Annotated in this window: 23 protein-coding genes and 1 pseudogene; 9 read left to right on the top strand and 15 right to left on the bottom strand. The window is 70.6% G+C overall.

What is annotated here, in order from left to right:
* Position 1 precedes the first annotated feature (1 nt).
* The 3 genes from ACFV7R_RS23330 to ACFV7R_RS23320 form a co-directional block, all read right to left on the bottom strand.
* A complete protein-coding gene (locus ACFV7R_RS23330) occupies positions 2 to 604 on the bottom strand; it encodes a hypothetical protein (RefSeq protein ID WP_385266437.1) in 603 nt (200 codons plus the stop codon).
* A gap of 1 nt (position 605) precedes the next feature.
* Complete coding sequence (gene mqnC / locus ACFV7R_RS23325; protein ID WP_385266434.1) at positions 606 to 1,805, bottom strand: cyclic dehypoxanthinyl futalosine synthase; 1,200 nt, start codon at positions 1,803 to 1,805, stop codon at positions 606 to 608.
* A 72-nt stretch (positions 1,806 to 1,877) separates the two neighbouring features.
* Positions 1,878 to 2,654: a prepilin peptidase gene (locus tag ACFV7R_RS23320; RefSeq protein ID WP_385266431.1), complete on the bottom strand. Its 777-nt coding sequence runs from the start codon at positions 2,652 to 2,654 to the stop codon at positions 1,878 to 1,880.
* A 69-nt stretch (positions 2,655 to 2,723) separates the two neighbouring features.
* Here ACFV7R_RS23320 and ACFV7R_RS23315 point away from each other — a divergent pair.
* A pseudogene (locus ACFV7R_RS23315) lies at positions 2,724 to 2,932 on the top strand (hypothetical protein); the annotation flags it as partial.
* 25 nt (positions 2,933 to 2,957) lie between these two features.
* On the opposite strand, the gene ACFV7R_RS23310 reads toward ACFV7R_RS23315, so the two are convergent.
* The gene (locus tag ACFV7R_RS23310) at positions 2,958 to 3,086 is read right to left on the bottom strand and encodes a hypothetical protein (RefSeq protein WP_385266428.1); all 129 of its coding nucleotides are present in this window, start codon (positions 3,084 to 3,086) and stop codon (positions 2,958 to 2,960) included.
* A gap of 219 nt (positions 3,087 to 3,305) precedes the next feature.
* Entirely contained in the window at positions 3,306 to 3,722 is a 417-nt protein-coding gene (locus tag ACFV7R_RS23305) for an ATP-binding protein (protein WP_385266426.1), read from the bottom strand.
* Positions 3,723 to 3,934: 212 nt separating this feature from the next.
* Between ACFV7R_RS23305 and ACFV7R_RS23300 the strand changes: the two genes are divergently transcribed.
* The gene (locus tag ACFV7R_RS23300) at positions 3,935 to 4,786 is read left to right on the top strand and encodes a DUF5753 domain-containing protein (RefSeq protein WP_385266423.1); all 852 of its coding nucleotides are present in this window, start codon (positions 3,935 to 3,937) and stop codon (positions 4,784 to 4,786) included.
* 8 nt (positions 4,787 to 4,794) lie between these two features.
* Positions 4,795 to 4,986, top strand: a complete 192-nt coding sequence (locus ACFV7R_RS23295; protein WP_385266420.1) for a DUF397 domain-containing protein — start codon at positions 4,795 to 4,797, stop codon at positions 4,984 to 4,986.
* Positions 4,987 to 5,112: 126 nt separating this feature from the next.
* On the opposite strand, the gene ACFV7R_RS23290 is transcribed toward ACFV7R_RS23295, so the two are convergent.
* Together ACFV7R_RS23290 and ACFV7R_RS23285 are read right to left on the bottom strand one after the other, a co-directional pair.
* Entirely contained in the window at positions 5,113 to 6,852 is a 1,740-nt protein-coding gene (locus tag ACFV7R_RS23290) for a serine/threonine-protein kinase (protein WP_385266418.1), read from the bottom strand.
* Between the two features lie 91 nt (positions 6,853 to 6,943).
* The gene (locus ACFV7R_RS23285) at positions 6,944 to 7,792 is read right to left on the bottom strand and encodes a menaquinone biosynthetic enzyme MqnA/MqnD family protein (RefSeq protein WP_129799394.1); all 849 of its coding nucleotides are present in this window, start codon (positions 7,790 to 7,792) and stop codon (positions 6,944 to 6,946) included.
* Positions 7,793 to 8,100: 308 nt separating this feature from the next.
* Here ACFV7R_RS23285 and ACFV7R_RS23280 point away from each other — a divergent pair, with 308 nt between their 5' ends.
* The 3 genes from ACFV7R_RS23280 (at position 8,101) to ACFV7R_RS23270 (ending at position 9,457) form a co-directional block, all read left to right on the top strand.
* The gene (locus tag ACFV7R_RS23280) at positions 8,101 to 8,304 is read left to right on the top strand and encodes a cold-shock protein (RefSeq protein ID WP_003992177.1); all 204 of its coding nucleotides are present in this window, start codon (positions 8,101 to 8,103) and stop codon (positions 8,302 to 8,304) included.
* Between the two features lie 211 nt (positions 8,305 to 8,515).
* Positions 8,516 to 9,190, top strand: a complete 675-nt coding sequence (locus ACFV7R_RS23275; RefSeq protein ID WP_385266415.1) for a class I SAM-dependent methyltransferase — start codon at positions 8,516 to 8,518, stop codon at positions 9,188 to 9,190.
* 132 nt (positions 9,191 to 9,322) lie between these two features.
* Complete coding sequence (locus ACFV7R_RS23270; RefSeq protein ID WP_385266412.1) at positions 9,323 to 9,457, top strand: hypothetical protein; 135 nt, start codon at positions 9,323 to 9,325, stop codon at positions 9,455 to 9,457.
* A 183-nt stretch (positions 9,458 to 9,640) separates the two neighbouring features.
* On the opposite strand, the gene ACFV7R_RS23265 is transcribed toward ACFV7R_RS23270, so the two are convergent.
* Positions 9,641 to 10,180, bottom strand: coding sequence for a DUF6817 domain-containing protein (locus ACFV7R_RS23265; protein ID WP_385266409.1), 540 nt, complete (start codon positions 10,178 to 10,180; stop codon positions 9,641 to 9,643).
* A gap of 188 nt (positions 10,181 to 10,368) precedes the next feature.
* Between ACFV7R_RS23265 and ACFV7R_RS23260 the strand changes: the two genes are divergently transcribed.
* Positions 10,369 to 11,262, top strand: coding sequence for a LysR family transcriptional regulator (locus tag ACFV7R_RS23260; protein WP_385266406.1), 894 nt, complete (start codon positions 10,369 to 10,371; stop codon positions 11,260 to 11,262).
* A complete protein-coding gene (locus ACFV7R_RS23255) occupies positions 11,259 to 11,441 on the top strand; it encodes a hypothetical protein (RefSeq protein WP_385266404.1) in 183 nt (60 codons plus the stop codon). Before ACFV7R_RS23260 ends, ACFV7R_RS23255 begins: the two co-directional genes overlap by 4 nt.
* Positions 11,442 to 12,574: 1,133 nt before the next feature.
* Here the strand turns inward: ACFV7R_RS23255 and ACFV7R_RS23250 are convergent.
* Complete coding sequence (locus ACFV7R_RS23250; RefSeq protein ID WP_385266401.1) at positions 12,575 to 14,536, bottom strand: AMP-dependent synthetase/ligase; 1,962 nt, start codon at positions 14,534 to 14,536, stop codon at positions 12,575 to 12,577.
* Between the two features lie 274 nt (positions 14,537 to 14,810).
* On the opposite strand from ACFV7R_RS23250, the gene ACFV7R_RS23245 reads away from it, so the two are divergent.
* A complete protein-coding gene (locus ACFV7R_RS23245; RefSeq protein ID WP_385266399.1) occupies positions 14,811 to 15,668 on the top strand; it encodes a MaoC/PaaZ C-terminal domain-containing protein in 858 nt (285 codons plus the stop codon).
* Here the strand turns inward: ACFV7R_RS23245 and ACFV7R_RS23240 are convergent.
* From ACFV7R_RS23240 to mqnE, 6 genes are all read right to left on the bottom strand, one after another.
* Positions 15,651 to 16,295: a TetR/AcrR family transcriptional regulator gene (locus ACFV7R_RS23240; RefSeq protein ID WP_129799402.1), complete on the bottom strand. Its 645-nt coding sequence runs from the start codon at positions 16,293 to 16,295 to the stop codon at positions 15,651 to 15,653. The genes ACFV7R_RS23245 and ACFV7R_RS23240 overlap by 18 nt on opposite strands.
* A 41-nt stretch (positions 16,296 to 16,336) precedes the next feature.
* The gene (locus ACFV7R_RS23235; protein WP_385266396.1) at positions 16,337 to 17,629 is read right to left on the bottom strand and encodes a dicarboxylate/amino acid:cation symporter; all 1,293 of its coding nucleotides are present in this window, start codon (positions 17,627 to 17,629) and stop codon (positions 16,337 to 16,339) included.
* A gap of 309 nt (positions 17,630 to 17,938) precedes the next feature.
* Positions 17,939 to 18,238: a DUF4229 domain-containing protein gene (locus tag ACFV7R_RS23230; RefSeq protein ID WP_385266393.1), complete on the bottom strand. Its 300-nt coding sequence runs from the start codon at positions 18,236 to 18,238 to the stop codon at positions 17,939 to 17,941.
* 91 nt (positions 18,239 to 18,329) lie between these two features.
* Positions 18,330 to 18,854 (bottom strand): GNAT family N-acetyltransferase, encoded by a 525-nt coding sequence (locus ACFV7R_RS23225; protein ID WP_385266390.1) that lies wholly within the window; start codon positions 18,852 to 18,854, stop codon positions 18,330 to 18,332.
* A gap of 16 nt (positions 18,855 to 18,870) precedes the next feature.
* On the bottom strand, positions 18,871 to 19,533 hold the full coding sequence (locus ACFV7R_RS23220) for a UdgX family uracil-DNA binding protein (RefSeq protein ID WP_385266387.1): 663 nt from the start codon (positions 19,531 to 19,533) through the stop codon (positions 18,871 to 18,873).
* A 26-nt stretch (positions 19,534 to 19,559) separates the two neighbouring features.
* Positions 19,560 to 20,723 (bottom strand): aminofutalosine synthase MqnE, encoded by a 1,164-nt coding sequence (mqnE, locus tag ACFV7R_RS23215; protein WP_385266385.1) that lies wholly within the window; start codon positions 20,721 to 20,723, stop codon positions 19,560 to 19,562.
* Positions 20,724 to 20,728 lie beyond the last annotated feature (5 nt).

The following is a 20,728-nucleotide window of genomic DNA, read 5'->3' as shown; positions in this document are numbered from 1 at the left end:
GCTATCGGCGGCGGTAGACGATCCGCCCCGCCACCACCGTGGCCACACAGCTCCCGCCCCCGCGCTCGGCCAGCTCCTCCTCGTCCCGCACGTCGAACACGGCGAACCGCGCAGCCGACCCGCTCTCCCGCTCCGGCGGAAACTCCACCGGCACCCCGGAGCCGAACGGATCGAGCGCGGGCACTCCCCCAGGCACCCCGAGCCGCCCCACCACCCCGATCCCGGACCGCCGCACGGCGGCCACCACGGCCCGGTTGCGCAGCTCCCCCGCCACCGCGACCGTCCCGTTCGCCAGCATCCGCTGCACCCCGCGCCGGGCGCTGGCCCCCCAGCGGGCCTCGTCCATGGGGAGCGCGGCGAGCGCGTCCCCGGTCAGCGGTTCGGTGCCGAGTGTGTCGGCCTCGCGCGGGTCCGGGTGATAGGCCTGCTCCAGCAGCTCGGGCCCGTGCAGGTTGACCAGCCCCGGGGTGAGAATGCCGGGCCACTGCCGCACCCGCGCCCCGGGATGCGCGGCGAGGAGTTCCTCCAGGATGCCGACGGCGGCGATCCACTCACCGCGCACGGCCAGGCATCGGCCCCTGGAGTCGGCGTGCAGTGTCAGCAACTCAGTTGGAGGCGAGCAGCTTCAGCTCCGGATGAGCCGTGCCGCCCTCGATCGCCGTGGACGAGATGTGGGACATGACGCGGTCGTCGACGGGGTCGTTCGCCGGGTCGTCGTGGACGACGAGGTGCTCGTAGGTCGTGGAGCGCTGGGCCGGGACGCGGTCCGCCGTACGGATCATCTCGATCATCTCCAGCAGGTTGGAGCGGTGCTTGGCACCGGCCGCCGAGACGACGTTCTCCTCCAGCATGATCGAGCCGAGGTCGTCCGCGCCGTAGTGCAGGGTCAGCTGGCCGGCGTCCTTGCCGGTGGTCAGCCAGGAGCCCTGGATGTGGGCGACGTTGTCGAGGAAGAGGCGGGCGATCGCGATCATCCGCAGGTACTCGAAGATGGTGGCCTGCGTGCGGCCCTTCAGGTGGTTGTTCTGCGGCTGGTACAGGTAGGGGATGAAGGCGCGGAAGCCACCGGTCCGGTCCTGTACGTCACGGATCATCCGCAGGTGCTCGATCCGCTCGGCGTTGGTCTCGCCGGTGCCCATGAGCATGGTGGACGTGGACTCGACGCCGAGGTTGTGCGCCGTCTCCATGATCTCCAGCCAGCGCTCACCGCTCTCCTTCAGCGGGGCGATGGCCTTGCGCGGCCGCTCGGGGAGCAGCTCGGCACCGGCACCGGCGAAGGAGTCGAGACCGGCGGCGTTGATCCGCTGGATGGCCTCCTCCACGGAGACGCCCGAGATCCGCGCCATGTGCTCGACCTCGCTCGCCCCCAGGCTGTGGATGACGAGCTGCGGGAACTCCCGCTTGATGGCCGAGAAGTGCTTCTCGTAGTACTCGACGCCGTAGTCCGGGTGGTGACCGCCCTGGAACATGATCTGCGTACCGCCGAGCTCGACGGTCTCCGCGCACCGGCGCAGGATGTCGTCCAGGTCGCGCGTCCAGCCCTTCGCCGTGTCCTTCGGCGGGGCGTAGAAGGCGCAGAACTTGCACGCCGTGACGCAGACGTTCGTGTAGTTGATGTTCCGCTCGATGATGTACGTCGCGATGTGCTCGACACCGGCGTAACGGCGGCGGCGTACGGCGTCGGCGGCGGAACCCAGTGCGTGCAGGGGCGCGTCGCGGTAGAGGTCGAGGGCTTCTTCGGGGGTGATCCGTCCGCCGGCCGCGGCACGGTCGAGCACAGACTGGAGGTCGGCCTTCTCGGTCACCGAAGCGTCCCTTTCGTCAAGGGTTGTGGACGGACTGAACCAGCCTACGCCAGCCGTTTTCCCGGGTTGCCGTCAGGCCGCGCCCACGAGCAGGCCGGTGTACGCCCCGGCGAGCAGAAACGGCCCGAACGGGATCGCCGTCTTGCGCCCCGCCTTCCGTGCGACGACGAGGGCGCCCCCGTAGAGCGCCCCGAACACGAACCCCGCGAAGGTCCCGAGCAGCACGGCCTGCCACCCGTACCACCCGAGCACCGCCCCCGCCCCGAGCGCCAGCTTCACATCACCGAAGCCCATGCCACTGGGGTTGATCAGGAAGAGGACGAAGTATCCGGCGCCGAGTGCGAGGGCGCCGAGCAGGGCGGTGGTCCAGTCACCGGCGTGCCCGGGCAGCAGCGCGACCAGGCCGAGCAGGGCGAGGGCGGCGGCCGCGAGGGGCAGGGTGAGCACATCGGGCAGCCGCTGCACCCGCAGGTCGACGGCCGCGAGCAGTACACCGACGGGCACGATCAGCAGCCAGACGCCGAGTTCGGGCCGGGGGCCGGTGACAGCGGTTGCGGCGGCGCAGAGGAGGGCGGTGACCGTGGCGAGGAGGGGGGTGCTGGGGCCGTACGACTTCATGAGGTGAGTGCCTGGGCCGTACGGCGACGGGGCCGCCGTACATTCCGCGCACCGCGCCGGCCCGATCCATCCCCGGACGGCATGCCCGCCCGGGCACCGCTCCCGCCAGTCCTCCTCGGACGGCACGGAGAACCGATACGCGGCCCGCGGCAGCAGCACGCCCGCCGCCGCTCCCCACACCACGGCGACGACGACGGCGATCAGCACCCCCACGCTCCCCCCTCGACTCATGCCCTCCTGCTCACCCAAATACCCTGCAAGTCCACCCCGTTCACACGCTCAGGACCCCGTCGTTCGCCGCCGTATGAATCGGGCGACGCCGAGAAGACCCCACCGTGCGGCATCCGCTACCTCCGTGCCTCAAACTGAGAGCCCTACCAGCTCAAGACCTCGATCACGTGGCAGATCCCCTGGGAAGGCTCCGGCGGCACGGGCGGCGACCTGCCGGACGCACGTTCGAGGCAACTCGGGACATGACCGTCCAGGGGATCCAGTCCATCTACCGCTGAACCGCTGCGAGCCTCGACGGCTGGATCAGCTCGCGCCCTCGGCGAACAGATCCTCCGGGTCGTTCACGCGCATCGCCCGGCCCGCCCATGCCCTGAGTTGGTCCGGGTCGGAGCAGGCATTCACCCGGGCGCGAATGTCGTCCGTGACCGCCAAGGGCCCCGTCTCCAGAAGAGCCAGGACCAGCTCAGCGAGCTTCTCAGGGGGCCAGTTGTCTTCGGCGGCCCCTCAAGGTAGGCCTTCAGGAAGACGGGGTGCCCGAAGAGCAGCGTGAGCGGGCACGTGGACTCATCGTGACATTCCGCATGTCCGGCCACCGGCTCGGGCTCAGTCGTCAACGAACAGATCTCCTTTCCATACGGCGTGATCAACGAACTACGCCGCGACGAGGTCACACCACACGTACTTGCCGCGATTGCCCTCCCTGACCGGCGGCTGCCACCCCCACAGATCGGCGCAAGCACGGACGAGGGCCAGTCCGCGGCCGCACTCCGCTTCGGCGAGGGATTCCACCGGCGCCGGCGGATCGGGCGGAGCCGGATCCGCGTCCCACGCCCCGATCCGCAGCACCCCCGCCGACCACCGCACACGCAGAGCGGCGGGTCCCTTGGTGTGCAGTACGGCGTCGGCGACCAGCTCCGTCGCGAGTAACTCGGCCGTGTCAGTGATGCTGATCAGGCCGTGCATGGTGAGGATCAGCCGGAGGGTGCGGCGACAGACGGTGACGGCGCGGGGGTCGTGGGGGATGTACAGGGTGTACTCCCAGGGGGCGGCAGCTTCGGTTTCAGGCATGGCTGGACTCCTGGCATTGGAAGGGGAGTTGCGGTGGCAGTGCCGCATCCGTCATGGCAGGGCGGAGCGGTGCGCTTCCGGGATCCCGGGGATTCGCAGCGTGTGCGTCGCGTCACTGACGGTAGAGGTAAAGTTTGGGCCGAGCAAGCCGCTGCCGTAATCTTCCCCTCGAACGAGTCACTGTCTCCCAGCAGTTGAGGCAAGGAAGAGTCATGACGCGCAGGCAGCAACCCACCGCACGCCAAGTACGCTTGGGGGCTGAGCTGCGCAAACTCCGGGATGCCGCAGGGCTCAAGGCGACTGAGGCCGCCGCACTGCTCGCGACGAACTCAGCCCAGATGAGCCAGATCGAGTCCGGCATCGCAGGTGTGAGCGAGGCGCGGGTACGGAGGCTTGCCGCTCAGTACTCATGCACGGACGAGGAGTTGATTGCCGCTCTCGTAGCGATGGCCACTGATCGGACACGCGGCTGGTGGGAGGAGTACCAGGGCCTACTGCCCACGCCGTTCCTGGACCTCGCCGAGTTGGAGTACCACTCGACGTACCGGCTGGACGTGGAGTTCCTGCACATCCCCGGCCTCTTCCAGACGGAGGACTACGCCCGCGCCGTCTTCTCGTACCGAGTCCCGAGACTCCCCCAGAGCGACCTGGAACTGCGCGTCCGTCACCGCATGCAGCGCAAGGCCGTCATCGAGGGACCTACGCCCGTCCCCTACGAAGCAGTGATCCATGAAGCTGCCCTGCGCATCAGAGTCGGCGACCGGCCCGCCGCGCGGGCCCAGCTCGCCCACATCCTTGAAGCCTCCGAAGCGGACCACATCACCGTGCGCGTCATCCCCTTCGACCTGGACGGCTTCGCCGGAGCCACCAACGCCATGATGTACGCGGGCGGTGCCGTCCCCAAGCTGGACACAGCCGTGCGCGACGCACCCCAGGGAGCAGCCTTCATCGACGCAGAAGCCCAACTGGGCGCCTTTCGAACGCTCTTCCGTATGGTGAAGGCAGCGTCACTCGAATCCGCACGTTCGCGTGACCTCATCCACAGACTGTCGAAGGAACTGTGAGGCGCGCCGTGAGCACCCCCGACAACTGGCAGAAGTCGTCCTACTCGGGAAGCGGTGACGGCAACAACTGCGTAGAGGTCGCCACCCTCCCCACCCACATAGCCATCCGCGACTCAAAGAACCCCACCCGCGCCACCCTCACCTTCCCCACCGAAACCTTCACGGGGTTCCTCGGTAGCCTCAAGGCCGACGCACGATAGGAACGTACGTACAGGGGTAACGCGTGTCCTACAGGCCGACAGACTGAGACAGGGCCGGCGGTCCAGCACGGCCTGCCGCACAGCCCGTTGCTCTGCCTCGCCGAGGAGCTGATGCTTACCGCCGTGCTACTTGACCTTCGACATCCGAGCCTCGGGCTTCCCGGACTCCTTGCTGTCCGACTCGTACACCAGGTCATCCCCCGTCGGAATCAGCCGCACCGTCGTCGCCGCCGGATTGCACCCACCGTGGTTCTCCTTGGCGCCCACCGACGTCGCGACGAGCTGCTTCTCCGTCGCCTGCTTCAGGGTCAGTACGTCGACACAGACGCCGCCCAGCTGGTCGGTCTGCCGGAGCCGGCCCAGCTCCTCGCCGACCTCCGCGTCCCGGACGGTGATACGGAACGTGCCGAGCGGCAGGTTGCCGTCGAGGGCGGTGCCCTGGCCCTCCCAGGTGCCGAGGTAGCGGGCGGGGACGGCGGAGGCGGTACCCGTGGCGGAGTCACCCGGCGTTGCGGACTGGGACGGGGCGGCCCCATCCGCACTGTCCCGACGGTCGTCCGGCAACAGGTCGAACACGAACACCGACCCCACCGTCACCGCCGCCAGCGCCCCGGCGACCGCGAGCGCCACCGTGCAGCTCAGCCGGCGGCCCCGCCCACCGGCCTCCGGTGCCGCCGACGCGGCGAACGTGACGGAGAGCTTGCCGGGCCGTCCGCCCGACGTCGGGTCCGGGTCCTCCGGCTCCGCCGGACGCGGCTCGGGTACGACCGGCGGCACCCCCGGCATCACGGGCGGCGGCCCGAACTCCCCCACGGCCGAGGACGGGCTCACCGCCGGACTGCCGAATCCCACCGGCCCCGGCGGCGTCTCCCCGACGGCCGGACTGCCGAACCCCACCGGCCCCGGCGGCGCCTCCCCCACCGCCGGCTTACTGAATTCCACCGGCCCCGAAGGAGCCGCCTCCGCCGCCGTCTCCAGATTCAGCAGCCGTACGGCACTACGGCTGACCTGCTCCACCAGCGCCCCGGGCAGCCACCCGCCCGCGACCAGCCGCGCCGCCCCCTCGGGCGCGAGCCGCCGGCCCACCTCCGCCGGGGTCGGCCGCTCCCGCGGTTCCTTCACCAGGCATGCCTCGACGATCTCCCGCACCAACCCGCCCTCCAGCGCGGCGAGTTGTGGCTCCTCGTGGACGACCTTGTAGAGCAGCGCGGCCGACGAGTCCCCGGGAAAGGGCGGCTCGCCGGTCGCCGCGTACGCCAGTACCGCGCCCAGTGAGAAGACGTCGGCGGCTCCGGTGACCCCTTTGCCCAGGATCTGCTCGGGCGCCATGTAGCCGGGCGAGCCGACCGAGACGCCGGTGGAGGTCAGGGAGGCCGTGCCGTCCGTGGCGCGGGCGATGCCGAAGTCGATCAGCAGGGGGCCGTCCAGCGTCAGCAGGACGTTGGACGGTTTCACGTCCCGGTGCACCAGGCCCAGTTCGTGCACCGCCGCGAGCGCCTCGGCGAGGCCCGCACCCAGTACTCGTACGGAATGCGTGGGCAGCGGACCGCCGTCCGTGACCGCCACGGTCAACGACGGGCCCGCCGCGTACGCCGTGGCGACCCACGGCACCGGCGCCTCCGGGTCCGCGTCGAGCACCGGCACGGTCCAGGCGCCGCCCACCCGCCGCGCGGCCTCGACCTCGCGGCGGAACCGGGCGCGGAACTCCTCGTCGAGCGCGAAGTGCGGGTGCACGACCTTCACCGCGACGGTACGGCCCCCTGCGCTGCGGCCGAGATACACCCGGCCCATTCCGCCCGCACCGAGCCGGCCGAGCAGCCGGTAGGGCCCGATGCTCGTGGGCTCGTCGACTCCGAGCGGCTGCATGGCGTGCGCCCCCTTCCCCCGTACGCCTCCACTGTCCCGCAGCGTATAGTCCCGCCGCTCGCGCCAGGTCCCTACGGCTGGAGCAGATCCTCTACGGCTGGAGCAGATCCACCTTCACGTCCGCCGGGAAGCCGGTCGTCGGGCCGACCCTGCGCGCGAACTCCGCGACCGCCGCCAGCTGGGGCTCGCCGAGGCGGAAGTCGAGGGTGGTGAAGTACTGCTCCAGGACCTGCTCGTCGAAGGCCTCCCAGCGGGCGGCCTGCTCGGCGACCTTGCCGACCTCCTCCAGGGAGAGGTTGCGGGAGGCGAGGAAGGCCTCGTGCACCTTGCGGGTGATCACGGGCTCGCGTTCCAGGTAGTCGCGGCGGGCCGCCCAGACGGCGAAGACGAACGGCAGTCCGGTCCACTCCTTCCACAGCGCACCGAGATCGTGCACCTCCAGCCCGAAGCGCGGCCCGTCGAGCAGGTTGGCCCGCAGCGCCGCGTCCCCGATCAGCACCGCCGCCTCCGCCTCCTGCATCATCAGGCTGAGGTCGGGCGGACACGTGTAGTAGTCGGGCCGTACGCCGAAACGGTCCGCCAGCAGCAGCTGCGCGAGGCGTACGGAGGTGCGGGAGGTGGAGCCGAGGGCGACCCGGGCGCCGTCCAGCCGCTCCAGCGGGACCTGCGAGACGATCACGCAGGACATCACCGGCCCGTCGCAGCCGACCGCGATGTCGGGGAAGGCGACCAGGTCGTCGGCGTTGCGCAGGAACTCGACGAGGGTGATCGGCCCGATGTCGAGGTCGCCCTGCACCAGCTGCTCGCTGAGCTTCTCCGGGGTGTCCTTGGTCAGCTCGAAGTCGAGGAGTGTGCCCGTTCTCGCGAGCCCCCAGTACAGGGGCAGGCAGTTCAGGAACTGGATGTGGCCGACGCGCGGCCGGGTGCGAGGAATGTCCACATCCGGAGGCTAGCGTCCGCCGGGCAGGCGCTGACCCTGTGGGGTGACGTGCAAGTCTGGGCCCCACCGTCATCTGGAGTAGTGGATGTCAAACGTTCGGGTGACGTGATCTTGACCTCTATTGCTTTCGGCTTCCCGCGTGCTAGGCTCGCCGCAAGTTGCAGTTTGGTTTCCCTTGCAGTACAGAGCCTGCGGAGCATGTGACCGCGGGCTCTCGTCGTTCTCAGACGGGTGCAGTTGTGCAGAATCTCGATCTTCACACTTGCTGGTTCTGGAGCAGGGCAACCCTTTGAGCCCAAGGAGGGCTTATGGCTACCGGAACCGTGAAGTGGTTCAACGCCGAAAAGGGCTTTGGTTTCATCGCCCAGGAAGGCGGCGGCCCCGACGTCTTCGTCCACTACTCCGCGATCAACGCGAGCGGCTTCCGCTCCCTTGAGGAGAACCAGCAGGTGTCCTTCGACGTCACCCAGGGCCCGAAGGGCCCGCAGGCGGAGAACGTCACCCCGGTCTGATCTGATGATCTGATCCTCCGATCCGGATCGAGTGCAGTACCCAAGGAGCCCCGCGCCTTCGGCGACGGGGCTCCTGCCTTTTCCCGAGCAGCCCGAGCAGCCCGAGTATCCCGAGGTGAATTCTCCGAGAATTCCTTCCCCCCTCTCCTTTGACGGCAGTGGCCTCAGGTGCGCGGCCGGTTGTCAGTGGGAGTGGATAGGGTCGCCGACCATGACTGACAGCGACTTCCTGACCACCACCCGGGACTTCTACGACGCCGTTGCCGAGGACTACGCCGACCGGTTCCGGGACGGGCTGGCGGCCAGGCCGATGGACCGGGCCGTGCTGGCCGCGTACGCGGAACTCGTGGGCGATGGCGGTGAGGTGGCCGACCTGGGGTGCGGACCAGGGGAGGTGACGGCGTACCTCGCCTCGCTCGGCCTGTCGGTGTTCGGGCTCGACCTGTCGGCGTCGATGCTCGCCATCGCCCGGCGTGAGAATCCCGGCCTGCGCTTCGAGCAGGGTTCGATGCTGGACCTGGACCTGCCCGACGGTCACCTCGCAGGCGTCGTGTCCTACTACTCGTCCATCCACACCCCTGTGGACCGGCTGCCCGGCCTTTTCGCGGAGTTCGCCCGTGTCCTGACCCCGGGCGGCCATCTGTTCCTCGCCTTCCAGGTCGGCGACCGCCCACGCCGCCTCGACCGGCCCTTCGGGCACCCCGTCTCCCTGGATTTCGAACGCCGACAGCCGGATCGGATCGCCGAGCTGCTGGTCGGGGCCGGTTTCGAGATGCGGGCGCGGACGGTGCGGGAGGCGGAAGAGGAGCTCGGGGAGTCGACCGCGCAGGCGTATCTCATCGCCCGCAAGCCCGGCCGCCGGGGCACCGGCATGGACGCCTGCTGATCCCCAACTTCCCTGATCCAGGGCTACTTCATCGGCCGACGCCAAGGCGGTCGAACTGCTCACGGTCGGGCCCTCGCCGTCAGCCTCGCGCCCGTCCTGCTCCGGCCTGCGCTGCGTCTGGTCGAGACGTGGATGCAGACCTGCCCCGTCCGCACCGTCAAGGTGGAGCCGAACGGGCACTCCGTCGAACTCGGCAACGCCACGCCCGAACAGCAACAGCGCCTGGGCGACGCCTTCCTGGCCGTCGCGGACGACTCCGCCGGCTAGGGCCTGTCCGGTGGATCAGGTCGGAGGAAAACGGCGGCACCTCGTCAGCGCAGGTGAGCGGGGGCTGGGGCGTCCAGCTGCAAGGCGGAGGAGGGAGTCGACGCGGAGCGTCGGCGACCGACGACAACGCCGCAGATGGGCGTGCCAGCCCCCGCGTCTCCGGCATGATCCGCCGGGCAGGCCCTAGGGCCTGCCCCCGAGCACCGCAACGCAGTCGTCCCAGGCCGTCCCGCTCAGCAGCGGCCGGAAGCGGGTGAAGAGGGCGAGGAGGTCGGCGCCGTAACGGGTGCGGAATTCCGGGTCGTGGGCGGCGAGGTCGAGCTCGTTCGCTGCGGTGAGCTCCGCGAAGTCACGAAGCACGGCGAGCGAGGGGGTATGGGAGGCCTCCATGAAGCGGTCGTGGAACGGGCCGTCGGGCAGGACCGGGTAAGTGGCCCCCCGATCGCAGCTCGCGTAGAGATACACGAGCCCCTCGGCCTCCGAACCGAGGGCGGCGGCGACCGCGGTACGGCGATGCAGCGGAAGCAGGGCTTTGGGGAAGCCGTCCGTGCCGTAGAGCGCGTGGCAGAACCCGGCGAGTTGGAGGGCGGGTCGGGCCTGCCAGCCGGCGAGCCGGATGCGGACGCGGTCGAGGTGCGTGAGGAGCGTGCCGCCGGGATGGGGCACGGACTCGGCGCCGAGTTGCCGTAGCAGCGCCGTGGCTCGGTCGTGGGAAGACGGCACGGGGCGTCCTTTCGCGACGAGGGCTGGGTGGCGGGTCGGCACCCGCTGCCCCTGCCTCCCCGGATCCGGACGCCGGTGGACGTGGGGAGCGGGTTGCCGCCCTGGGCCCTGATGAAGATCGTCGTACAGCCTGCAGGGCCAGTCAATCCTTGGGATTGCTGTCAAAACCCAAGTGTTAGCTTGGAGTTGTGACCCTTGAAGACCTGCGTGTGTTCGTGGCGGTGTGCCGGGCCGGCAGTCTCAGTGCGGTGGCACGGGAGCTGGGGTGCTCTCAGTCGGCCGTGAGCCAGCACGTGAAGCGGCTGGAGCGGGAGACCGGGGTCAGTCTGCTGGAGCGGCAGCCGCGTGGAGTGACGGTGACGCAGGCCGGGTGGGTGCTCGAAGCCGCGGCCACGGAAGGGCTCGCCGGGCTGGATCTCGCGCTGCGGCGGCTGCGGGAGCTGGCCGACGGTGAACGCGGCTCGGTCCGGGTGGCCACCGGGGCGACGACCGTACGGCACTTCATGGCCGACGCGGTGGTCGCCTTCCGCCGGCGCCATCCCGAGGTCAACCTGGAGTTCCGTACGGAGAGTTCGAGCCGCGCCTGCTTCGACGCGCTCACCGACAGCGAGCTGGACCTCGCCTGGGTGACCCTCGGGCCTCCGGTGCGCGGCATCGAGCAGCGGCCGGTGGTCGACCTGCCGTGGGTGCTGGCGGTACGGGCCGACGACCCGCTGGCCGACCGCCCGTACGCGGACGTCCAGGACCTGACCGGCCTCCGCCTGATCCGCCTCCCCCCGAACTCGACGTCCGCCGCCCATTTGGACGCCTGCTGCGCCGAGCTGGGCATCCGCCTCGGCTTCGACACGAGTGTCGCCGACTGGGACACGGCGTTGCTGCTGGCGGAACTGGGGCTGGGCAGGGCGGTGGTCCCGGCACTGCCCGGCCTGCGGATCAACGGCCCCGGCAGCCCTGCAGCCAACGGTGACTTGCGCCTGATCCCCCTCCCAGCCCTCCGCCCCCTCACCGTCGGCTGGGCAGTCCGCCGCTGGGACGCGCTGAGCCCTCTGGCACGGGCGTTCGCGGAGACCGTGGCTCCTTGAGAGACAGCTCGGCCCAGACCGTCTTGCCGACGTCGCGTTCGCTGACGCCCCAGGCGAGCGAGAGCTTCGAAGTCGCGGCCGGGTACGCGGCCGTGGGTGACGGCATTGGCGGCGAGTTCGGCGACAAGGTGCTGGGCGGTGCCGCCTGGGCCGACTTCCTCACGCACGCTGCCAAGTGACCGTCGGGGCCGCCCGCTTCTTGGCCAGTGTCGTGCTTCCACGAGCCGAGTAAAGGGCGCTCCGACTCCGTCTCCGCGTCGCCTTCGGCGATCGGCCTGCGGCCGACCCTTGACTCACCTCGCTCCAGCACGGGTGAGAAGCGAGCGAGCGGCCCGGAAAGGCGGGTGGCCCAGGTTGGCCGACGAGTGACGTCGGCTGCGGTCTTGCCCGGCGTCGACGGACGCGGTCGCGCCTCGCATGCACGCCGGGCGGGCTCAGCGGCTTGCGGCCGGTGGGATCACATCAGCCTCACAGGTCACTGCCCAGGAACAATTGGAGGGTTTGTGCCACCCGCCTCTCCGGTGACCTGCACTTTTGACGCCAGGGGTGGCCCAAATCCTCCAATTGCGCCTGGGACTGTCCGCGCCGAGTCGGCAGGCGCCCCGGAGGGGCAGGCCCCCAACCGATCGCCGTCTCCCCTCGACGCGAAGTCGCACGCCACCGGCCGCAAGCCGCTTGGCCCACCCGGCGTGACCAGGCCAGACCACCGGACACGACCCAACCACCCGGCGCCCGCACTGCCGCCGAACCGACCCGACCCAGCGTGCATCCGGAACGCGACCGCGCGCCCCCTCCCCACCACCCGCAAGCCGCCGAACCGACCCGACCCGGCGTGCATCCGGAACGCCACCGCGCGCCCCCTCCCCACCACCCGCAAGCCGCCAAGCCGACCCGGCGTGCCCCCACCCTGCCGACGCGCCCGCCCCAGCCATCCACCACCCGCAAGCCGCCAAACCCACCCGGCGTGCATGCGAGGCGCGACCGCGCCCGCCAACCCCGGCCGGCGACGCAGCCGACCCCGCCCGCAAACAGGCCTCGGCCACCCGCCTTCCCGGGCCGCTCGCTCGCTTCTCACCCGTGCTGGAACGGACCGGGTCAAGGGTGACCCGCAGGGTCATCGCCGAAGGCGACGCGACCGGAGGGAGCGCCCTTGACGCGGGCCGTGGAAGCACGACACTGACAAAGAAGCGGGCGGCCCCGACGGTCACCTTCCAGTAGGGGTCGGCTTGCCGACCCGATCCGGGTTCCCTCCGACCGACGAAGAGCGGCGCGAGCGCGCTGAGCGTGGCGTGCCCTTCCCCGATCTCGCCCGCTAGCTTTCGTACAGCGCCTCCACCTCCCCGGCGAAGTCCCGCAGGATCGCCTCCCGGCGCAGCTTCATCGACGGGGTCAGATGGCCGGCGGCCTCGGTGAAGTCCACGGGGAGGACGGCGAAGCGGCGGATGGACTCCGGGCGCGACACCAGCTTGTTGGCCTCGTCCACCGCGCGCTGCACCACCCCGCGCAACTCGTCGTCGGTCACGAGGAGTTCCGGCGGTACGGGGTGCTTGCCGTTCATCTGGCGCCAGTGGGTGATGCCGTCGGTGTCGAGGGTGATCAGGGCGGTGATGTAGGGGCGGCGGTCGCCCAGAACGATGCACTGGGAAATCAGGGGGTGCGAGCGCAGCCAGTTCTCCAGCGGGGCCGGGGCCACGTTCTTGCCGCCCGCCGTAATCAGGATCTCCTTCTTCCGGCCGGTGATGGTGAGGTAGCCCTCGTCGTCCAGCCGGCCGATGTCGCCGGTGGGGAACCAGCCGCCGGGCGTTGCCGGGACGACGCCGCCCGCGTACGGGTCCCAGTAGCCGCGGAAGACCTGGCCGCCGGCGAGCAGTATCTCGCCGTCCGCCGCAATGCGGATGCGCGTGCCGGGCAGGGGCCAGCCCACGGTGCCGAGGCGGGGTTTGAGCGGCGGGGTCACGGTCGCCGCGCCGGTCGTCTCGGTGAGGCCGTAGCCGTCGTAGACGTCGATGCCCGCGCCGGCGTAGAACGCGGCCAGGTCGCGGCCCAGGGGCGAGCCTCCGCAGATGACGTAACGGACCCTGCCGCCCAGCGCGTTGCGGATCCGGCGGTAGACGAGGGTGTCGTAGAGGGCGCGGGCCGCCTTGAGGGAGGCGCCGGGGCCGGGGCCGGTGCCGCTCGCCCTGGCCTCCGCCGCCTCGCCGTAGCGGCGTGCCACCTTCGCCGCACGGTCGAAGGCCGGTGCCTTGCCGCCGCGTTCGGCTGTCGCGCGGGCGCTGTTGAAGATCTTCTCCAGCATGTACGGGATGGCGATGAGGAAGGTCGGCCGGAAGCTCGCCAGGTCGGCCAGCAGGTCCTCCGACTTCAGGCTGGGCGCGTGACCGATCCGCACTCGCGCGCGGACGCAGGCCACCGACACCATGCGGCCGAAGACGTGCGAGAGGGGGAGGAAGAGGAGGGTGGAGGGCTCCGCGTCGGTGCGGGCCTTGAAGACGGGGTAGAGGAGTTCGATCGCGTTGTCGACCTCCGCCAGGAAGTTGCCGTGCGTGAGCGCGCAGCCCTTGGGGCGGCCGGTGGTGCCCGAGGTGTAGACGAGGGTGGCCAGGGTGTCCGGGCCCAGCATGCCGCGCCGTACGTCCACTTCGGTGTCCGGCACGGACCGGCCGAGCTCCGCCAGGCGGTCCACATGGCCCTTCTCGATGACCCACATGTGCTTCAGGTCGGTCAGATGCTCCCGCTCGGGGCCGAGCGCGGCCGCCTGGCCGACCGTCTCCGTGGCCAGCGCCACCGCGCCGGAGTCCTGGAGGATCCAGCGGGTCTGGAAGACCGACGAGGTGGGGTACACCGGGACGGTCACCAGGCCGGCCGCCCAGGCGGCGAAGTCGAGGAGCGTCCACTCGTACGACGTGCGCGCCATGACCGCGATCCGGTCGCCCGGCATCAGCCCCTCGGCGATCATCCCCTTCGCCACGGCCAGCACCTGCGCGGCGAACTCCGCCGCGGTCACGTCCGCCCAACCCCCGTCCTCGGTACGGCGGCTGAGCACCGGATGCCCGGGCGCCGCGTCCGCGTTCTCGAACGGCAGGTCGGCCAGCGAACCGTGCGACACCGGCGGCACCAGCGGCGGTACGGCCACTTCCCGCACCTCCCCGTCCAGCCGCCGTATCTCGGGCTCGACAAGGACCGGCCCGCTGTCGGGGTCGTACTCGAGCGACGCGGCCGTGGACGGGTCGGACGACTCCGGCGGCAAAGGGGCAGACGAGTACGAGATGGGCATGGCAGCTCCTGGGGCCTGCAGCGACGACATCGGCACTGCTCGCTGCATGAGGTACGCGTGGTGCGCACGAAGGCGTTCAACGGCGGCGGCGCGGCTCGTCCGTCGGCCGCCGGTGGGCGGAGATCCTACGGGGCCCGCGTGGGGAGATTGCGCGGGTTCGGGGGTGCTTCCGAGGTGGTCCGGGGACGGGGGTGTGCAGCTCGGGGCCGGACAGGGCTTGGGCTTACCTGCGGTAACCTTACTCCAGAGTAAACAGTGAGGACAGGGGGTACCCATGGCCGACCGCCACCTGAGCTGCACCGGCACCGCACCCGGCCAGGTCCGCTCCCTCGCGCGGGGCGCGCTGCTCTCCCCCTTCAAACAGCCCCGCCCGGACGCCGGCTTCCCCCGCACCCGCCTCGTCCTGTCCGGCGTACGCGTCGACCTGGCCCGGCTCGCCGCCTACGAGCGGGTGTGCGGCTTCCCGACCGGGGAGGACGCCCTGCCCCTCACATATCCGCACGTCCTGGGCTTCCCGCTCGCCATGCGCCTGATGAGCGACCCGCACTTCCCGCTGCCGCTGCTCGGCCTGGTCCACACCTCGGTGGAGATCAGCCGCCATACCGCGCTCCCGGCCACCGGGGCGTACGAACTCGCCGTGTGCATCGAGGGACTGGCTCCGCACCGGCGCGGGACGGAGGCGACGGTCGTGACCGAGGCGCGGGCCGGCGGGGAGGTCGTATGGGAGTCGAGGAGCACCTATCTCGCGCGGCACCGCACCGATGCCCGGCCCTCGACCGGGACCGAGCGCGCCCCGCTGCCGGTCCGCGCCGAGTGGCGGCTCGGCAGTGACATCGGGCGGCGGTACGGTGCCGTCTCCGGCGACCGCAACCCGATCCACCTGTATCCGCTCACCGCCCGCCTGTTCGGCTTCCGCCGGCCCCTCGCGCACGGCATGTGGACGGTGGCCCGCTGCCTCGCCGCGCACGGGACGCCCGAGGCGGTGCTGGTACGGGCGCAGTTCCGGGCGCCGGTGCTGCTGCCGGGGACGGTGGCGTACGCGGCGGACGGCGGGCGGTTCGAGCTCCGGAGCGGGGAACGCCGGTGTGTGACCGGCGAGGTGCTCCCGCTCACCTCACGCGGGCGGCGGTGACCAGGCCCGCCCCGCCATCAGGTCGCCCAGCCCCGCCCAGGCGAAGTTCATCAGGGTCGCCGCCGCCTGCCGGGCCGTGACGCCGGGGGTGGCATTGGCCCAGGTGGCCAGCGACTCGGCGGCGCCGACCAGGGCCTCGGCCAGCCCGGCGACCTCCTTGTCGGGCAGGTCCGGGTCACGGTGGGCCTCGCGGGCGGCGTCGGCGATCAGCTGCGTCACGAACGTGACGATCTCCGTGCGCATCGCGGTGACCTCGGCGGCGAAGGTCTCGCCGTGGGTGCGGGCCTGGAGGTGCAGTACGGACCAGCCGTCGGGGTGCCGGGCGGTGTGGGTGAAGAACGCCAGCAGGCCTTCCCAGAGCTGGCGGTCGGCGGGCAGTTCGGGGTGCACGCCGGCCCGGACGGCGGCGGTGAGCGCCTTGGCCTCGCGGCGGATGCAGGCGGTGAAGAGGTCGTCCTTGGAGTTGAGGTAGAGGTACACCAACGGCTTGGACACGCCCGCGAGTTCGGCGATGTCGTCCATCGACGCGGCCATGTACCCCCGCTGTCCGAAGGTCTGCACGGCGGCATCCAGCATCTGCTGCTCACGGACCGCACGCGGCATCCGCTTGGTCTTCACGGCACCCATGGGGATCAGCGTACGGTCCGCGCAGCTCCGGCGGCTCCCGGTCAGGCGGCGACCGTCACCTGCTGCGGCTCGTCCACGGGGGAACTCGCCGCCTTGTCATAGGCGTTGCGGTCGAGCACGCCCTCGCGGGCGGAGACGAGCACCGGCACCAGGGCCTGCCCGGCGACATTGGTAGCGGTCCTCATCATGTCCAGGATCGGGTCGATGGCCAGGAGCAGGCCGACGCCTTCCATGGGCAGGCCCAGGGTGGACAGGGTGAGGGTCAGCATCACCGTGGCGCCGGTCAGGCCCGCCGTGGCGGCGGAGCCGACCACCGAGACGAACGCGATCAGCAGGTAGTCGCCGACGCCCAGCTGGATGTCGAAGATCTGCGCGACGAAGATCGCGGCGATCGCCGGGTAGATGGCGGCGCAGCCGTCCATCTTGGTGGTGGCACCGAACGGCACGGCGAAGGACGCGTACTCCTTGGGGACGCCGAGGCGCTCGGTGACCTTCTGGGTCAGCGGCATCGTGCCCACCGACGACCGGGAGACGAAGGCCAGCTGGATGGCCGGCCAGGCGCCCTTGAAGAACTGCAGCGGACTGGCCTTGGCGACGGTCGCCAGCAGCACCGGGTAGACCACGAACAGCACGATCGCGCAGCCGACGTAGATGTCGGCGGTGAAGGTGGCGTACTGGCCGATCAGGTCCCAGCCGTAGGTGGCGATGGCGTTGCCGATGAGGCCGACGGTGCCGAGCGGGGCGAGGCGGATGACCCACCACAGGGCCTTCTGGAGGAGTTCGAGGACGGACTCGCTCAGGGTGAGGATCGGCTGGGCCTTCTCGCCGAGCTGGAGGGCGGCGATGCCGGCGACGGCGGCCATGAAGACGATCTGCAGTACGTTCAGCTCGGTGAACGGGGTGATCACATCGGTCGGCACGATGCCGGTCAGGAAGTCGATCCAGGAGCCGGTGGTCTCGGGCTTCGCGCCGTCCTGCGGGGTGAGGCCGGTGCCGGCACCCGGGTTGGTGACCAGGCCGATGGCGATGCCGACGGCCACCGCGATCAGCGACGTGATCATGAACCAGAGGAGGGTGCGCGAGGCCAGCCGGGCCGCGTTGTTCACCTTCCGCAGGTTGGTGATCGACACGAGGATCGCGAAGAAGACGAGCGGGGCGACGGCGAGCTTCAGCAGCCCGATGAAGGTGTCGCCGACCTTCTCGAGGGTGGTGACGAGCCAGGACAGGTCCTGGCTCCTGGCTATCCAGCCGAGCAGGACGCCGAGGACGAGACCGGCGATTATCTGGGCCCAGAAGGGCAGCTTGAAGGACTTCGTGTTCGCGGACACGGACATGCTCCGTTGGGGGTGCGCAGGGGCTGACGTGAGGTGACTGGCGTAAGGCGCGAGGGTCGCAGGACGTCAGAGGCGACAGGTCGCGGACGCGCACCGGCAGAGGTCCACGCGCAGACGCACCACGAGCGGGACGCTTCGGGGCGTGGCGGACACAGCTGCAGACTTCACCTGTAGACCGTAACACCTGAGCTTTGGGAACCTCAAAGCCTGACTTTGAGAGGCGGGGGGGCAACGATGACCCGAACAACGCAAAGTGCCCCGGTTTCCGGGGGTCCGGAAACCGGGGCACCTGCAGGTGTGTGAGGGACCTTACGACGTCTGCCCCTGCGCCCGGGCCGAGTCGTCGGCGACGTCCTCCTGGCTGCGGTTGGCCTCCAGGCTGGCCTTCGCCCGGTCCACCTTCTGCACGATCTGGACGGAGGCCCGGTCCCGCTCCTTGCGCAACACCACGAAGCTGATCGGCGCGGAGAGGACGAGGGCGAGCAGCAGGACCCAGATGCCGTTGGAGGCGCCCAGTCCGCGCGGGGCAAGGCCGGTGTAGACGAGGCCCCAGACGACCACGAAGCAGCCTGCGAAGATTCCGAGGCGCATCAGTGTGTAGCGGAGCATCTCAATCCACTCTTCCGTTCCCGAACGTCACCAAAGGGCACCCCCCAGTGAAGCACGCCACTGCGCCGATCTTGGAGGGGGGTACGCGCGGTCAGCCCAGAGGCAGCAGCATGGTGATGTCGTCCCGGTGGTCCCCCGGTCCCACCCGGATGGCGCCGGGCACGCGGCCGACCTCCTTGTAGCCGCAGGAGCCGTAGAACCGCTCCAGACCCAGCCCGCCCCGGCAGGTGAGCCGTATCGCCTCGATCCCATCGAACGTACGGGCCGCGTCCGCGGCGGCGGCCAGCAGGTCGCGGCCGTAGCCCTTGCCCTGGTGGCGCGGGTGCACCATCACCGTGTACAGCCACAGCCAGTGCGTCATGAGGCGGTGCGCGTTGAAGGTGAGGAACGCGGTCGCGGCCACCCGTCCGTCCTCGTCGTGCCCGGCGAGCAGCCGGACCCGGCCCTCGCCGAGGGCGACGAGCTGCTTCACCAGCTCCGGCCGGATCGCCTCCCGCGTCACCGGCGGGACGAAGCCGACGGCTCCGCCCGCGTTGGACACGTCGGTCCACAGGTCGAGGATGCCGTCGTGGAGGGTGGGGTCGACGGCGGGGTCGAGTGTGAAAGTAAGGGACACCGCGCCATCGTAGCTATTACGAGAGTGCTCGCGCCGCCACTTTCAGATCGGCAACCAGCCCCTCGTACGCGGCCCTCCGGTCCTCGTCCTGGGCCCGCAGCACCGACGACGGATGCACCGTCGCCACCAGCCTCTCCGGCCGGCCGTGGATCTCGCGCTCCAGCAGCGCCCCTCGGACCTCCCCGACCCGGAACGACGAGCCCAGCAGCGCCTTCCCCGCGGTCGCGCCCAGGATCACGATCAGCTCGGGCTCCACGACGGCCAGCTCGGCGGCCAGCCAGGGGCCGCACGCGGTCATCTCCCGGAGGGTCGGCGTCTTGTGGATACGGCGCTTGCGGGGCTCGGCCTGGGTGAACTTGAAGTGCTTCACGGCGTTCGTGACGTAGGCCTCGGAGGGGTCTATGCCGGCCTCTTCCAGCGCGCGGTCCAGTAGGCGGCCGGCGGGGCCGACGAACGGCTTGCCCTGCCGGTCCTCCTGGTCGCCGGGCTGCTCGCCGACGAGCATGACGCGGGCGTCCTTGTCGCCGGCGCCGAACACGGTTTGGGTGGCGTTCCGGTGCAGGGGGCAGCCCCGGCATTCGGCGGCGGCGCGGCGCAGGGCGGCGAGATCGGCGCCGTCGGCCGGAACGAAGGGCGCGGCGGTGTACGCGTCCTCAGGTGCGGTCGTACGAGGGGTCACCCACGCCGGGTACCCCTCACGGACGCTCACACCCGCATCGGCTGCGGTGACTCCCGGCGCGCCGGGTCGGCGCCCTCGTACTCGCGGATGATCTCGTACCGCGTGTTCCGCTCCACCGGCCGGAAGCCCGCGTCGCGGATCAGGTCCAGCAGGTCGTCGCGGGTCAGCTTGTTCGGGGTGCCGTAGTTGTCGGCATCGTGCGTGATCTTGTACTCGACGACCGAGCCGTCCATGTCGTCGGCGCCGTGCTGGAGCGCGAGCTGGGCGGTCTGGATGCCGTGCATGACCCAGAAGACCTTGACGTGCGGGACGTTGTCGAACAGCAGCCGGGAGACGGCGAAGGTCTTCAGGGCCTCGGCGGGGGTCGCCATCGCGGTCCTGGCCTGCAGCCGGTTGCGTACCTTCCCGTCCTTCATGTCGACGAAGTCGTGCTGGTAACGCAGCGGGATGAAGACCTGGAAGCCGCCGGTCTCGTCCTGCAGCTCACGCAGCCGCAGCACGTGGTCGACGCGGTGGCGGGGCTCCTCGATGTGGCCGTACAGCATGGTGCAGGGGGTCTTGAGCCCCTTCTCGTGCGCCAGCCGGTGGATACGGGACCAGTCCTCCCAGTGGGTGCGGTGATCCACGATGTGCTGCCGGACCTCCCAGTCGAAGATCTCGGCACCGCCGCCGGTGAGGGACTCCAGGCCGGCGTCGATCAGCTCGTCCAGGATCTCGGAGGCGCTGAGCCCCGAGATGGTCTCGAAGTGGTGGATCTCCGTGGCCGTGAAGGCCTTCAGGGAGACGTCCGGCAGGGCGGCCTTCAGCTCGCGCAGGGAGCGCGGGTAGTAGCGCCACGGCAGGTTGGGGTGCAGCCCGTTGACGATGTGCAGCTCGGTGAGGTTCTCGCCCTCCATCGCCTTGGCGAGCTTGACGGCCTCCTCGATGCGCATCGTGTACGCGTCCTTCTCGCCCGGCTTGCGCTGGAAGGAGCAGTAGGCGCAGGACGCGGTGCACACGTTCGTCATGTTGAGGTGCCGGTTGACGTTGAAGTGCACGACGTCGCCGTTCTTCCGCGTCCGCACCTCGTGGGCGAGTCCGCCGAGCCAGGCGAGGTCGTCCGACTCGTACAGCGCGATGCCGTCCTCGCGGGTCAGGCGGACGCCCGCCCTCACCTTCTCCTCCAGCTCGCGCTTGAGCCCGACGTCCATGCGTT

The organism is Streptomyces sp. NPDC059866 (assembly GCF_042731325.1).
In the GTDB taxonomy this organism is placed as follows: Bacteria; Actinomycetota; Actinomycetes; order Streptomycetales; family Streptomycetaceae; genus Streptomyces; species Streptomyces flavusporus.
This window is presented reverse-complemented; position numbering and strand designations above follow the sequence as displayed.